The following is a 14,583-nucleotide window of genomic DNA, read 5'->3' on the forward strand; positions in this document are numbered from 1 at the left end:
GAATTACCCCTTACGAAACATTTTCAGCATGCGCTGCGTGACGGTGAAGCCACCAAAGATATTGATGCTGGCAATCAGCACGGCAATAAAGGAGATGAAGGTGACCCAGCCACCGTGCCCCATCTGCAAAACCGCTCCGATGACGATGATGCCGGAGATGGCATTGGTCACGGACATCAGCGGGGTATGCAGTGCATGGCTGACGTTCCAGACCACGTAGTAGCCAACCACGCAGGAGAGCGCGAACACGGTAAAATGGGAGAGGAACTCTGCCGGTGCCACGCTGGCCAGCCAGCCAAACAGCACTATCGCCAGAGCCATCAGCAGCGCGGTGCGCCACGGCGAGGCCGGTTTTGCTTCCGGTTTCTCAGCGGGTTTCGCGGCGGCAGGTCTGGCCTGAGGGGCAGCAGAGACCTGAATCGGCGGCGCGGGCCAGGTGATTTCGCCGTCGCGCACCACCGTCACGCCCCGCACCACCACATCCTCAAAATCGACCTGGATTTCGCCATTTTTCTCTTTGCAGAGCAGCCTGAGCAGGTTGACCAGATTGGTGCCGTAAAGCTGGGAGGACTGCGTCGCCAGCCGGCTGGGCAGATCGGTATAGCCGATAATTTTCACGCCATTCGGTGTCACGGTCACCTGGTCGGCGACGGTCAGCGCACAGTTGCCGCCGGTCTGCGCCGCCAGATCCACAATCACACTCCCCGGCTTCATGCTGGCGATCATCTCTTCGGTGATCAGTTTCGGGGCCGGTTTACCTGGGATGAGCGCGGTGGTGACAATGATGTCCACCTCTCTGGCCTGGCTGGCGAACAGCGCCATCTCCGCTTTAATAAAGGCGTCGGACATGACTCTGGCATAGCCATCCCCACTGCCCGCCTCCTCTTCAAAATCGAGTTCGAGGAATTCGGCGCCCATACTCTGCACCTGCTCTTTGACTTCGGGACGGGTATCAAACGCCCGGACGATGGCGCCCAGGCTGCCCGCCGCGCCTATCGCAGCCAGTCCGGCCACGCCAGCCCCAATCACCATCACTTTTGCCGGTGGCACTTTACCTGCCGCGGTAATCTGACCGGTAAAGAAGCGGCCAAATTCATGTGCCGCCTCGACGATAGCGCGATAACCGGCGATGTTGGCCATCGAGCTCAGGGCATCCAGCGACTGCGCGCGCGAAATACGCGGCACCGAATCCATCGCCATCACCGTCACCTGACGGGCGGCCAGCTTTTCCAGCAGCGCCGGATTCTGGGCGGGCCAGATAAAACTGACCAGCGTACTGCCTGCACGGGTCAGCGCAATTTCGTCGTCATCGGGTGCGTTTACCTTCATGACGATATCGGCCTGCCAGACCTGCTGACGATCGCTGAGGGTGGCACCCGCAGCAAGGTAACTTTCGTCATCAAAACTGGCGCGTTTACCGGCGTCGTGCTCAAGCGTGACGCTGAAACCCAGTTTGATCAGTTGTTCCACGGTCTTTGGCGTGGCTGCCACGCGCGACTCGTTTGGCAACCTTTCCTTGGGTATTCCAATTAACATAGTGTTTCCTTTCATCGGTTAAAGGATGATGGCCCGAATCCGCACCACGACAGCGCAGCTGAAACGCGGTTTCAGCTGCTTATAGTCAAAATGCAGATATTTCAAAGTGTTTATAACCTACTTAAATTGTGACGCCTGATCCACAGCGGTAACCGCAGATGGAGACATTCACCTGATTATTCAGTATTCGCTTTGAAATCCTGCATTATTACGCTATTAAAACGCGTCATCAGCAGATAATCTGCTATGAAAATTGCGCTCCGGACGAATTAATCAACAATAAAAACCCTTAATTAACAATGCATTAACTGTTATAGCGCTAAGTGTTACCGTTTTTAGTGGTAACAGCGCCCAGAAATGACGCCTTAAACGCATTTCATGACAGTCAGATGAAAAACAGGGAGTTGAATAACGCGATATCGCGCAAAAAATCGCTGCGACAGTCTGTTTATAACATGCAATAATCAGCGGCTAATCTGTTATACATCAAGAGTCCAGCACGTTTTCGTACTCATTTTTGCGTAAGGCGAAGGATTATTTTTATGAAGCTGAAGAACACTATTCTGGCGTCCACTCTGTTGTCCCTGCTGGCAGCTAATGCATTCGCTGCGCAGGAGTTAACGCCAGAAAAAGCGGCCGCGTTGAAGCCATTCGAACGTATTAATATCACCGGCCGTTTCAACGCAATTGGCGACGCAGCCGATGCGGTCTCTAAGCGTGCAGATGAGATGGGCGCTGCTTCTTTCTACATTCAGGGGATCAACGACAGCAACGGCAACAGCGGCAACTGGCGCGTTACTGCCGACCTCTACAAGGCTGATGCCCCGGCCGCTTCCGAAACCACCCAATACCGTCGCTTTAACGGCGTCAACGAACTACCAAAGGCTGAAGCTTATAAGCTCGAACCTTTCGACACCGTTTCCGTCAGCGGTTTCTTTGCCAGCCAGCCTGATGTCAACGATGCAATTTCAAAAGCGGCTAAAGAGAAAGGCGCCGCCTCATTCTTTATTGTTCGTCAGATTGACGCCAACAGCGGCGGCAACCAGTACATCACAGCCTACGTCTATAAAGCGGATGCTAAAGCGCGTGTGGTTCAGACGCCGAACGCGATTCCTGCCGACTCAGAAGCGGGTAAAGCTGCACTGGCTGCGGGTGGCGCAGCGGCCGCTCAGGTTGAAATCCCTGGCGTCGCCTCCTCTGAGACACCGAGCAATAAAGTGGGCCGCTTCTTCGAAACCCAGAGCTCAACCGGCAAGCGTTACACGGTCAATCTGCCAAACGGCAAATCCGTGCAGGAAGTGAACGCGATTACGGCCGCGCAGATGCAGCCATTCGACACCGTGACGTTTACCGGTCACTTCGGTTCCCCTACCGAAGTTTCTGAAGAAGTGGCGAAGCGTGCGTCTGATAAAGGTGCGAAGTTCTATCACGTGACCCGTCAGTGGCAGAACCAGAGTGGCGGTAACCTGACCGTCACCGCTGACCTGTTTAAGTAATCTCTTCAGGGCGGCGCCCGCCGCCCTGCTGTTTGCATAATTCCTGCGCGGATTTGCATAGTCACGCATTGCCATCCCCCGTCACACTCCGTAAAATCTGCCGCCTGTTTTGCCGGAGTTTGTCCCTGTTTTCTGCCGCGAGTCTGCGATAACCCAGCGATGAAATCCGATTTATCCAGCCATATATGCTAGCGGGAAGGTTGTTTTGGAGAAAAAATTAGGTCTCGGTGCGCTGACGGCGCTGGTACTCAGTTCCATGCTGGGTGCCGGCGTGTTCAGTCTGCCGCAAAATATGGCTGCGGTGGCGGGTCCGGCGGCGCTGCTTCTGGGCTGGCTGATTACCGGCGTCGGCATCATCTTTCTGTCGCTGGCGATGCTGCTGCTGACCCGCCTGAAACCTGAACTCGATGGCGGCATCTTCACCTACGCCCGCGCCGGGTTCGGTGAACTGACAGGCTTCTGCTCCGCCTGGGGCTACTGGCTCTGTGCTGTCATCGCCAACGTCTCCTATCTGGTGATCGTCTTCTCCGCCCTGAGCTTTTTCACGGATACCCCGGATCGGGTGATCTTTGGGGATGGCAACACCTGGCAGGCGATGCTGGGGGCCTCGGTGCTGCTGTGGCTGGTTCACTGGCTGGTACTGCGCGGGGTACAGACTGCGGCCAGTATCAATCTGATGGCGACGCTGGGCAAACTGGTGCCGCTGCTGCTGTTTATCGTGCTGGCGGTGATGGCGTTTAACTACGATCGCTTCCGCGTTGACTTTTCCGGCGTCACGCTGGGGCAACCCCTGTGGGAGCAGGTCAAGCAGACGATGCTGATCACTCTGTGGGTCTTTATCGGAGTTGAGGGTGCCGTAGTGGTTTCTGCCCGCGCACGTCAGAAAAAAGATGTGGGACGCGCCACCCTGCTGGCGGTGCTGGCCGCCCTGCTGGTTTATCTGCTGGTGACGCTGCTGTCGCTGGGCGTGGTGCCCCGTGCCGAACTGGCCGGGATGCGCAACCCCTCCATGGCGGGACTGATGACGCGACTGATGGGACACTGGGGCGATGCGGTGATTGCCATCGGCCTGATCATCTCCGTCTGCGGCGCCTATCTGAGCTGGACGATTATGGCTGCCGAAGTGCCGCTGATTGCCGCGCAGCAGGGTGCCTTTCCACGCAGCATTGCCCGGCAAAACCGCCACAACGCGCCCGCTGCCTCACTGTGGCTGACCAACGGCAGTATTCAGGTCTGCCTGATTCTGATCGCCGTGACCGGCGCGGATTACAACAACCTGCTGACCATCGCCTCGGAGATGATTCTGGTGCCCTATCTGCTGGTGGGGTTGTATCTGATCAAAGTCGTGCGCGGACAGCACAAGCCGCTGGCAATGGCGATCGGTCTCGGTGCCAGCCTGTATGGCATCTGGCTGCTTTATGCCTCAGGCCCCCTGCATCTGATGATGTCGGTGGTGCTCTATACCCCGGGCCTGCTGCTGTTTCTCTTTGCCCGCCGGGGAGGCCGCGCGACCTCTGCACTGACCGCACCGGAGCGGATTGTGATGGGATTACTGATCGCGGCGACGCTGCCCGCCGTGTGGCAGCTGACGAGGTAACGCGGAAGGTGCGCTTAGTGTGACTGCACCGGAATCGACACACACAGCAGGTCATCCTGCTGTGTGAGATTCAGCGGCTTGGCATATTCATGATGAATGGCATCCAGCTGCTCCGCCGACAGCGGATATGGGAGCTGGATATCAAAGCGGCTGATCTGCTGCTGTTCCGCGAGGGTGACCAGGCGCGCGATGTTAATTTCGTCACTCACCTGGGTAGAAATGATTTGTAATGCTAATTCTTTTAACGGGTCGTCACTGCTCTGTAAGCGGTGTGCTGATTTCCGTGTCACCATGCCGAATATCGGCATCACGCCATAAATCGCATCGACAAAGCTCCAGCGTTTTTTGCAGGAAGCGGAAAGAAAGTCACTGTAATTGAAGCAGATGCGGTCAGGGTATATGGCTGATGCCAGCTCTTTATCAGACACACTAATGCTCCTCATAATAATCAACGATATCCCAAACCTGGCGCAAAAAGGCCGCGCTAATGATTGCACATTTTGCCGGTTATATACCAGCAAGCTAAGGATATTTCGTGCGGTAGCGTAGAGCTCAGGACCAGGAAAAGATATGCTTTCGTCCATCCCTGTCTCTGCTTTGTAAACTATGAACAAAATTGTTTATGTAGAAGATGAACCCGAAGTGGGTTCACTGATTGCGGCCTACCTGGGTCGTCATGACATTGAAGTGATTGTTGAGACGCGCGGCGACCGCGCTGAAGCGGTGATTGCCGAACAGCAACCCGATCTGGTGATGCTGGATATCATGCTGCCCGGCAAGGATGGCATGACGATCTGCCGTGATTTACGGGCCAACTGGCAGGGGCCCATTGTGCTGCTCACCTCACTCGACAGCGACATGAATCACATTCTGGCGCTGGAGATGGGCGCGCAGGATTACATCCTCAAGACCACGCCACCCGCGGTCCTGCTGGCCCGTCTGCGCCTGCATCTGCGTCAGTCTCAGCAGACGCAGCCGGAGGATGCGCCCGCCATTCCTGCCGCGAACCGTATGCTGCGTTTTGGATCGCTGACCATCGATGCCCTCAATCGACAGGTGACGCTGTTTGACGAACAGATCGCCCTCTCTACGGCCGATTTTGACCTGCTCTGGGTCCTCGCCAGCCATGCCGGTCAGACGCTTAACCGCGATGCGCTGCTGAAAACCCTGCGCGGCGTCAGCTATGACGGTCTGGATCGCAGCATCGACGTGGCCATTTCCCGCCTGCGTAAAAAGCTGCACGACAGCGCCACCGAGCCGTTTCGTATCAAGACCATCCGCAACAAAGGCTACCTGTTTGCGCCTCAGGCCTGGGATACCCGCGTCCTATGAGAAAGCTTTTTATTCAGTTCTATCTGCTGCTGTTTGTCTGCTTTCTGGTGATGGCGCTGCTGGTGGGACTGGTCTATAAGTTCACCGCCGAGCGCGCAGGCCGACAGTCGATGAATGACCTGATGGCCAGCTCGCTCTATCTGATCCGCAGCGAACTGCGGGAGATCCCGCCGCGCGACTGGAACAAAACCATCAAGAGCCTCGATCTTGGCCTCTCGTTTGACCTGCATATTGAGCCGATGAACAAATTCCAGCTCGATGAGACCAATATGCGCCGCCTGCACGCCGGTGAGATTGTGGCGCTCGACGACCAGTACACCTTTCTGCAGCATATCCCGCGCAGCCACTATGTGCTGTCGGTGGGGCCTATCCCCTATCTATTCTATCTGCATCAGATGCGACTGCTCGATATTGCCCTGCTGGTCTTTATCGGCATGTCACTGGCGCTGCCGGTGTTTATCTGGCTACGCCCCCACTGGCAGGAGATGCAGCGGCTGGAAAAAGCGGCTCAGCGCTTTGGTCGCGGTGAGCTGGATGTGCGCACCCATTTTGACAGTACCTCCAGCCTGTTCCGGCTCGGTATCGCCTTTAACCAGATGGCGGAAAACATCAACACCCTGGTTGCCAGTAAGAAGCAGTTGATCGACGGCATCGCCCATGAGCTGCGGACGCCGCTGGTGCGTCTGCGCTACCGGCTGGAGATGAGCGATAACCTCACGGACGCCGAACGGGTGGCGCTGAACCGCGACATCGGCCAGCTTGAAAGCCTGATTGAGGAGCTGCTGACCTATGCGCGGCTGGATCGGCCACGCGTGGACCTCAATCTGAAGTCGCAGGATCTCGCCAGCTGGCTGCGCGAGCGCCTCGATGACTTCCGCACCATCAATCCCGATGTCCGGATCGACCTCGACCTGCCGCAGCGTGAAAATATCGGGATTTCTGACAGCCGCCTGATGGAGCGGGTGCTGGATAATCTGGTCAATAATGCGCTGCGTTATGCGCAGCAGCGACTGCGGGTGAGCTTATGGTTCGACGGCGCAACCGGCTGCCTGCAGGTGGAGGATGATGGTCCGGGCATTCCGCCAGAAGAGCGCGAACGGGTCTTCGAACCTTTTGTCCGGCTCGATCCGAGCCGCGATCGCGCGACGGGTGGCTGCGGACTGGGGCTGGCGATTGTCCACTCTATTGCGCAGGCGTTGAGCGGTCAGGTCACCATTGAGGCCAGCCCGCTGGGCGGAGCCAGCGTTCGCTTTTGCTGGCCGGTTGATCTACCCTTGCGGGAAATTCCGCTGCGTTAAACACTACAAGGAGTCTCACGTGACCTCAGCGTATCAACACCTTAGCGCGACCTTCCAGCGCCTCTCCCGTTTCAGCCATGTCACGGCCATCGCCGGCTGTGATATGCAGACCACCATGCCGCCAGGCGGCAGTCAGGCGCGGGGTGAAGCCCTGGCCGAGATGAGCGTTCTGCAGCATCAGATCCTGACGGCTCCCCAGGTCGGAGAGTGGCTGAAGGCCGCAGAGCAGGCGTCGCTGAACGATGTTGAGCGGGCCAATCTTCATGAGATGCAGCGTGCTTACCAGCAGGCCAGCCTGCTGCCTGACGACTTCGTGGAAGCCAAATCGATTGCCGGTTCGGTGTGTGAACATGCGTGGCGCACTCAGCGCCCGGCTAACGACTGGCAGGGCTTTGCCACCAACCTGAAAGAGGTGGTGCGCCTGAGCCGCGAAGAGGCGCAGCGACGCGCCGATGCCAGCGGCTGCTCGCGTTACGATGCTCTGCTCGATCTCTATGAACCGGGCATGACCCGCGCCAGGCTGGATGCGACGTTTGGCGAACTGAAAAGCTGGCTGCCCGATCTGTTACAGCAGGTCGTGGAGAAGCAGGCGCAGCAGCCGATCGTCACGCCGCAGGGGCCATTCGCCGTGCCTGCGCAGCGCCAGCTCGGGCTGAGCATCATGGAAACGCTGGGCTTCGACTTTAATCATGGTCGCCTGGACATCAGCGCGCATCCTTTCTGCGGCGGCGTGCCGGAAGATGTACGCATTACCACCCGTTACAATGAAGCTGAGTTCCTCAGCGCCATGATGGGTGTGATCCATGAAACCGGCCACGCCCGCTATGAGCAGAATCTGCCGCAGCAGTGGCGGGGACAGCCGGTGGCGCTGGCGCGTTCCACCGCCATCCACGAGTCACAAAGCCTGTTCATGGAGATGCAGCTCGGCCGCAGCCGCGAATTTTTGCAGCGCATTCTGCCGACCATTATCGCCACCTTTGGCGACCAGCCTGCCCTGCAGGCGGATAATTTCATCCGTCTGACCCAGCAGGTGAAGCCGGGCCTGATCCGGGTGGATGCCGATGAGCTGAGCTACCCGGCTCATGTCATTCTGCGCTACGAAATCGAACAGGCGCTGATTGAAGGGGAGATTGAGGTTGAGGATATTCCGGCGCTGTGGGATGAGAAGATGATGCAGTCGCTGGGTCTGGATACCCGTGGCAACTACCGCGATGGCTGTATGCAGGATATTCACTGGACCGATGGCGCGTTTGGCTACTTCCCCACCTACACGCTGGGCGCGATGTACGCCGCGCAGCTGTTCCGCTCCGTCCAGACCGCCATTCCTCAGCTCAGCGAACTGATTCAGCACGGCGAACTGCAACCGGTATTCGACTGGCTGCAACAGAACATCTGGCAGCACGGCAGCCGCTTTTCCACCGACCAGCTGCTGATCAATGCGACAGGCGAAGCGCTGAACCCGGCTTATTTCCGCCAGCATCTTGAACAGCGTTATCTGAAGAACTGACCCTCCGGGCGGCCATCACGCCGCCCTTTCCCCCTTTGTACAATCGGTTACACGCCGATACTAAACACCCACGGACAGGCTTTGTTGATTTCCCTATAGTCTCTTCACCGGCCCCGCAGTGGGCTACACATGAAAAAAGAGTCCGAGGGATTTGCAATGAAAAAATTATTTGCACTGGTTGTCGCCGCTGCTATGGGTATGTCTTCTGTTGCTTTCGCTGCTGAAACCACAGCTGCGCCAGCCGCTGCGCCAGCCGCAACAGCGACCACCACAACCACCGCAGCTGCACCGGCTAAAACCGTTCACAAAACTGCACACAAGAAACACCATAAAGCAGCACAGAAAGCGCAGGCTGCTAAAAAGACTCACCACAAAAAAGCGGTGAAAAAAGATGCTGCTCAGAAAGCGCAGGCAGCTAAAAAAGTTCACCACAAGAAAGCGGTAAAACCTGCTGCCCAGAAAGCGCAGGCAGCTAAAAAAGTTCACCACAAAAAAGCCACTCAGCCCGCTGCACAGAAAGCCCAGGCTGCGAAAAAAGTTCATCACAAGAAAGCGGTAAAACCTGCTCAGAAAGCGCAGGCTGCTAAGAAAGTTCACCACAAGAAAGCAGTAAAACCTGCTCAGAAAGCGCAGGCAGCTAAGAAAGTTCACCACAAGAAAGTTGTTAAATCAGCGGCTAAATAAGATCGCCCACAGGCGCACAGCCACGCGATAATGCTTAAAAACACCCGGTTCTGCCGGGTGTTTCTTTACTGGAGTGGATGAAATGGTGCGTCGCTATCGCTTCGAAATTATTCTGCTTGTGATGATCCTGTGTGGCATTGTTGCTGCCAGCTTCTTTATTTAACTGCTGTAGCGTACTGATTAACCGATAAAACTCCCTTTTTTAACGCTCACCGACTATAGTTACCGTTCTTACGTGATAACAATAACGTCTATTTTCTCGCCATTGAGATTTCTATGCGCCTGGCTACCTTGTTAATGGTTGGACTTTTCAGCTTTGCCACGACGGTTCATGCCGATGATGACGATGATTCGCCGACACCGGCTGAAATTAAGATGCTGTTCTTCGGCAAGGATCATCGCCAGGCAATCACGGATATCACCGCTGCTCCCTGGGATGCGATTGGTCAGCTCGAAACAGAAAGCGGTAACCTCTGTACAGCCACGCTCATCTCTCCCCATCTGGCGCTGACGGCCGGACACTGTCTGCTCGCCCCGCCGGGTAACTTTGATAAGCCGGTTGCGCTGCGTTTTATGGCCAGCGACAAAGGCTGGCGCTATGAACTGCATGACATTGATGCGCGGGTTGAGCCCTCGCTGGCCTCCAAGTTAAAGGCGGATGGTGAAGGCTGGATCGTGCCGAGCAGTGCGGCGCCGTATGACTATGGCATTGTGATATTACGCAATCCACCGTCGGCCATTACCCCTATCCCGCTGTTTGAGGGCTCGCGCAGCGACCTGACGGCCGCCCTGAAGCTGACCGGTCGTAAAGTGACGCAGGCGGGCTATCCGGCCGATCACCTGGATACCCTCTATTCCCACAGCAACTGTCTGATTACCGGCTGGGCGCAGCGCGCCGTGCTGTCACATCAGTGCGATACCCTGCCTGGCGACAGCGGTTCACCGCTGCTGCTCAACAGCGACAAAGGCTGGCAGCTGATTGCGGTGCAGAGCTCCGCGCCCGCGGCAAAGGATCGCTATCTGGCGGACAACCGCGCGATTGCGGTCACCTCATTTAAAGATAAGCTGGAATCCCTCGCGCAGTAATTGCGTGCAGCCTGAGCGGCTGTCGGGTGCGCACGCTCCGTGCGCACCCGGCTTTCAGCCCGCTATCTGCTCCATCGTCTGCAGAATACGCTTATCCGAGATCGGATAAGGCGTACCCAGCTGCTGAGCAAAGTAGCTGATGCGCAGCTCTTCAATCATCCAGCGAATGCTGAGCACCTCTTCATCATCCTGACGCTGCGGCGGCAGCTTGTTGCGCCACGCCTGGTACGCCTGTTCCACCGCCTGAACTTTCAGCATCCGCGCCCGATCGCTGTGCGGATCGGCAGGCAGTTTCTCCAGTCGCCGCTCGATACCCTGCAGATAACGCAGCGTGTCGGCCAGTCGCTGCCAGCCGTTGCCGGTGACAAAGCCCCGATAGACCAGTCCGTTTAACTGCGCTTTGATATCGGACAGCGCCAGCGCCATGGTCATATCCACCCGGCCTTTCAGCCGTTTATTGATGTTAAAGACCGCCGTCAGAATCTGCTCTACCTGCTTAGCTATCGTCACTACGGTCTCATTAAGCTCCCCGCGGACTTTGTCACGCAGCTGCTCAAACGAGGCCTGATCCCAGGCAGGGCCGCCCGCTTCCCCCATCAGTTTATCGATGCCGCAGGCGATGCAGTCGTCGATCAGCTCCAGCACTTTGCCATAGGGGTTAAAGTAGAGTCCGAGTTTGGCCTTGTTCGGTAACTTCTCGTGCAGATACTTCACCGGCGACGGCACATTCAGCAGCAGCAGACGACGCTGACCGCGCCACATCATTTTTTGCTGCTCCTGCTCGCTGTCAAACAGGCGGATCGCGACGCTCTCTTTTTCATCCACCAGCGCAGGCCAGGCTTTCACCTGGTAACTGCCGCGCTTCTGTTCATAGCTGCGAGGCAGTTCGCCAAAGCTCCAGAGATGCAGCCCGCTCTGTTCCAGCCCGTCATCGGCCACTTTCGACAGCGTCTCCTGCACCTTGTCTTTCAGCCGGGACTTGAGCGCGGTGAGGTCCTTGCCTTCCAGCAGTTTACGATTGTGCTCGTCGACTACCCGGAACGTCATTTTCAGATGATCGGGAACCTGATCCCACTGCCAGTTCTCCCGCTCCAGCGTAACGCCGGTCATGCGGCGAAACTCGCGCGCCAGCGCATCTGCCAGCGGCATCTCCATCGCCGTCACCCTTCCCAGAAACGCCTCGGCGTAGTTAGGAGCAGGCACCAGATGGCGGCGCAACGGTTTCGGCAGCGACTTAATCAGCGCAATAATCAGCTCACGGCGCACGCCGGGGATCTGCCATTCAAAGCCGCTATCCTCAACCTGATTCAGCAACGGCAGCGGAATATGGACCGTCACACCATCGGCATCTGCGCCTGGCTCGAACTGGTAACTCAGCTTCAGTTTCAGGTTGCCCTGATGCCAGAAGTTGGGATAGTCGAGCTGACTGACCTTGTCAGCGCCCTCTTTGATCAGCATCTGCCTGTCGAAGTTGAGCAGATCGGCGTTATCGCGGCTGGCCCGTTTCCACCAGCTGTCAAAATGTCTGGCCGAGACCACCTCTTTGCCGATGCGCTGGTCATAAAAAGCAAACAGCGTTTCGTCATCGACCAGAATGTCGCGGCGACGGGATTTATGCTCCAGATCTTCCACTTCGCTGCGCAGTTTCTGATTGGCGCGGAAGAAAGCGTGACGCGTCTGCCAGTCGCCCTCGACCAGGGCGTGACGGATAAAGAGTTCGCGGCTCAGGGTGGGATCGATGCTGCCGTAGTTGACCTTGCGCGCGGCAACAATCGGCAGGCCATAGAGCGTGACCTTCTCGGTTGCCATCACCGCCCCCTGCGATTTCTCCCAGTGCGGTTCGCTGTAGCTGCGCTTCGTCAGATGCTGCGCCAGCGGTTCAATCCACTCCGGCTCAATGCGTCCCGCCGTCCGCCCCCAGAGGCGGCTGGTTTCGACCAGCTCTGCCACCATGGTCCACTTCGGCGGCTTCTTAAACAGCCCGGAGCCAGGGAAGATGGCGAAGCGGGTATTACGCGCGCCGGTGTACTCCTGCTTGTCGGCATCTTTCTGTCCGATGTGCGACAGCAGACCGCTCAACAGCGCACAGTGAACCTGCTGTAACGGGGCCGGTTCGCTATTGACCGGAATACCCAGTTCGCGCACCACCTGCCGCAGCTGGGTGTAGATATCCTGCCACTCCCGCACGCGCAAATAGTTGAGAAAGTCGCTTTTGCACTGGCGGCGGAACAGGTTGCCGGACAGGGCTTTCTGCTGCTCCGCCAGATAGTTCCACAGATTGACATAGGCCAGGAAGTCGGAATCTTTGTCAGCAAAGCGCCGGTGTTTTTCATCAGACGCCTGCTTCTTCTCTGCCGGACGCTCGCGCGGGTCCTGAATCGACAGGCCCGCAGTGATGATCATCACTTCGCGCACACAACCCAGCCGCTGCGCCTCCAGCACCATTCGTGCCAGGCGCGGATCGACCGGCAACTGCGCCAGCTGGCGCCCGGAGCCGGTGAGGGTGTAGTGACCCGTCTCTTCATTCAGCGTCAGCGCGCCCAGCTCTTCCAGCAGGCGGATACCATCCTGAATATTGCGCTTATCGGGCGCTTCCACAAAGGGGAACGCCGCGATATCGCCCAGCCCCAGCGAGGTCATCTGCAGGATCACCGACGCCAGGTTAGTGCGCAGAATTTCAGGGTCAGTAAAGGCCGGACGACTCAGGAAATCCTCTTCCGAGTAGAGGCGGATACAGATACCGTCGGAAACACGTCCGCATCGTCCTTTACGCTGATTGGCCGAGGCCTGAGAAATCGGCTCAATCGGCAGACGCTGCACTTTGGTGCGGAAGCTGTAGCGGCTGATACGCGCGGTGCCGGGGTCAATCACATATTTGATGCCGGGCACCGTCAGCGAGGTTTCCGCCACGTTGGTGGCCAGCACGATGCGGCGGCCACTGTGCGACTGAAACACCCGGTTCTGTTCAGCGTTCGACAGTCGTGCATACAGCGGCAGCACTTCAGTGTGCGGCAGGTCGCGTTTATTCAGCGCGTCGGCGGTATCGCGGATTTCGCGCTCGCCGCTCATGAAGATCAGAATATCGCCCCGGCTCTCCTGTCCGAGTTCATCGACGGCATCAAAGATCGCCTGCAGCTGGTCGCGGTCGCCATCCTCCGCCTCTTCAACCACCGGCCGGTAGCGCACTTCCACCGGGAAGGTGCGGCCGGAGACTTCGATAACCGGCGCATTGTTGAAATGCCGCGAGAAACGCTGCGGGTCGATGGTCGCAGAGGTGATGATCACCTTGAGATCGGGACGTCGCGGCAGCAGCTCACGCAGATAACCGAGCAGGAAGTCGATATTCAGGCTGCGCTCGTGCGCTTCGTCGATGATGATGGTGTCATATTGCATCAGCAGGCGATCCTGCTGGATCTCCGCCAGCAGAATCCCATCGGTCATCAGCTTGACCTGGGTCAGCTCGCTGACCTGGTCATTAAACCGCACTTTATAGCCGACACAGCCGCCGGGCGAGGTGTTCAGCTCATCGGCGATGCGATTGGCCACGGTGCGTGCCGCCAGGCGACGGGGCTGGGTGTGACCAATCAATCCGGTCACGCCGCGCCCCAGCGCCAGACAGATTTTCGGCAGCTGCGTGGTTTTGCCGGAGCCGGTTTCCCCGGCCACAATCACGACCTGGTGATCGCGAATCGCGTCAGCGATATCCTGCTGTTTCTGGCTGACAGGCAGATTGTCCGGGAAGGTGATGGCTGGCGTCGCCGCGCGCCGCTGGGCGACACGCTGTTCAGCGGCGAAAACGTCCTGCTCCAGCTCGCGGGCTATGCCCTGTTGTGCCTCGGGGCTTTTGACTTTTCTGGCCCCCTGCAGACGGCGCTGCAGCCGCTGGCGATCGCGAAGCATTAAGCCGTCGAGCCGGGCACGGAGCGCGGTCAGTGGAGACGTATCGGGAGATGACATAATAGTGACGTACCTTACTCAGACAGTGTCGCTGCAGAAACAGCGCCCTGGACGCCGGGATAACCAGCTGATTCAGTGAAAATAATTGCG

11 protein-coding genes are annotated in these 14,583 nt (G+C 57.7%); 8 read left to right on the plus strand and 3 right to left on the minus strand.

Annotation, left to right across the window (positions count from 1 at the left end):
• Positions 1–3: 3 nt before the first annotated feature.
• The gene (pntA, locus tag FJW00_RS19225; RefSeq protein ID WP_140925439.1) at positions 4–1,536 is read right to left on the minus strand and encodes a Re/Si-specific NAD(P)(+) transhydrogenase subunit alpha; all 1,533 of its coding nucleotides are present in this window, start codon (positions 1,534–1,536) and stop codon (positions 4–6) included.
• Positions 1,537–2,078: 542 nt separating this feature from the next.
• On the opposite strand from pntA, the gene ydgH reads away from it, so the two are divergent.
• Both ydgH and FJW00_RS19235 read left to right on the plus strand, forming a co-directional pair.
• On the plus strand, positions 2,079–3,032 hold the full coding sequence (gene ydgH, locus FJW00_RS19230; protein ID WP_046101882.1) for a DUF1471 family protein YdgH: 954 nt from the start codon (positions 2,079–2,081) through the stop codon (positions 3,030–3,032).
• A 205-nt stretch (positions 3,033–3,237) separates the two neighbouring features.
• Positions 3,238–4,629, plus strand: a complete 1,392-nt coding sequence (locus FJW00_RS19235) for a basic amino acid/polyamine antiporter (RefSeq protein ID WP_111207612.1) — start codon at positions 3,238–3,240, stop codon at positions 4,627–4,629.
• A gap of 14 nt (positions 4,630–4,643) precedes the next feature.
• On the opposite strand, the gene FJW00_RS19240 is transcribed toward FJW00_RS19235, so the two are convergent.
• A complete protein-coding gene (locus tag FJW00_RS19240; protein WP_058957860.1) occupies positions 4,644–5,057 on the minus strand; it encodes a hypothetical protein in 414 nt (137 codons plus the stop codon).
• 178 nt (positions 5,058–5,235) lie between these two features.
• Between FJW00_RS19240 and rstA the strand changes: the two genes are divergently transcribed.
• The 6 genes from rstA to FJW00_RS19265 all read left to right on the plus strand — a co-directional run bounded on the left by rstA (position 5,236) and on the right by FJW00_RS19265 (position 10,536).
• Positions 5,236–5,961, plus strand: coding sequence for a two-component system response regulator RstA (rstA, locus tag FJW00_RS19245; RefSeq protein ID WP_009090075.1), 726 nt, complete (start codon positions 5,236–5,238; stop codon positions 5,959–5,961).
• Positions 5,958–7,259, plus strand: a complete 1,302-nt coding sequence (gene rstB / locus FJW00_RS19250) for a two-component system sensor histidine kinase RstB (RefSeq protein WP_009090073.1) — start codon at positions 5,958–5,960, stop codon at positions 7,257–7,259. The genes rstA and rstB overlap by 4 nt, the downstream gene beginning before the upstream one ends.
• Positions 7,260–7,278: 19 nt before the next feature.
• A complete protein-coding gene (locus FJW00_RS19255) occupies positions 7,279–8,766 on the plus strand; it encodes a carboxypeptidase M32 (RefSeq protein ID WP_058957861.1) in 1,488 nt (495 codons plus the stop codon).
• Positions 8,767–8,922: 156 nt separating this feature from the next.
• A complete protein-coding gene (asr, locus tag FJW00_RS19260; protein WP_009090070.1) occupies positions 8,923–9,450 on the plus strand; it encodes an acid resistance repetitive basic protein Asr in 528 nt (175 codons plus the stop codon).
• Between the two features lie 82 nt (positions 9,451–9,532).
• Positions 9,533–9,613, plus strand: a complete 81-nt coding sequence (ydgU, locus tag FJW00_RS22855) for a small membrane protein YdgU (RefSeq protein WP_009090068.1) — start codon at positions 9,533–9,535, stop codon at positions 9,611–9,613.
• Between the two features lie 113 nt (positions 9,614–9,726).
• Entirely contained in the window at positions 9,727–10,536 is an 810-nt protein-coding gene (locus FJW00_RS19265) for a trypsin-like serine peptidase (RefSeq protein WP_009090066.1), read from the plus strand.
• A 54-nt stretch (positions 10,537–10,590) separates the two neighbouring features.
• Here FJW00_RS19265 and hrpA read toward each other — a convergent pair whose 3' ends face one another.
• Positions 10,591–14,493 carry an ATP-dependent RNA helicase HrpA gene (hrpA, locus tag FJW00_RS19270; RefSeq protein ID WP_140925440.1) on the minus strand — a complete coding sequence of 1,301 codons (3,903 nt, stop codon included), beginning with the start codon at positions 14,491–14,493 and terminating at the stop codon, positions 10,591–10,593.
• Positions 14,494–14,583: the final 90 nt, after the last annotated feature.

Origin of the sequence: Pantoea anthophila (assembly GCF_006494375.1) — a bacterium.
GTDB lineage: Bacteria > Pseudomonadota > Gammaproteobacteria > Enterobacterales > Enterobacteriaceae > Pantoea > Pantoea anthophila.

Coding starts and splice junctions, on each gene's coding strand:
- FJW00_RS19265 (WP_009090066.1), top strand. CDS start 9,727: ATGCGCCTGGCTACCTTGTTAATGGTTGGACTTTTCAGCTTTGCCACG.
- asr (WP_009090070.1), top strand. CDS start 8,923: ATGAAAAAATTATTTGCACTGGTTGTCGCCGCTGCTATGGGTATGTCT.
- pntA (WP_140925439.1), bottom strand. CDS start 1,536: ATGTTAATTGGAATACCCAAGGAAAGGTTGCCAAACGAGTCGCGCGTG.
- ydgU (WP_009090068.1), top strand. CDS start 9,533: ATGGTGCGTCGCTATCGCTTCGAAATTATTCTGCTTGTGATGATCCTG.
- ydgH (WP_046101882.1), top strand. CDS start 2,079: ATGAAGCTGAAGAACACTATTCTGGCGTCCACTCTGTTGTCCCTGCTG.
- rstB (WP_009090073.1), top strand. CDS start 5,958: ATGAGAAAGCTTTTTATTCAGTTCTATCTGCTGCTGTTTGTCTGCTTT.
- rstA (WP_009090075.1), top strand. CDS start 5,236: ATGAACAAAATTGTTTATGTAGAAGATGAACCCGAAGTGGGTTCACTG.
- hrpA (WP_140925440.1), bottom strand. CDS start 14,493: ATGTCATCTCCCGATACGTCTCCACTGACCGCGCTCCGTGCCCGGCTC.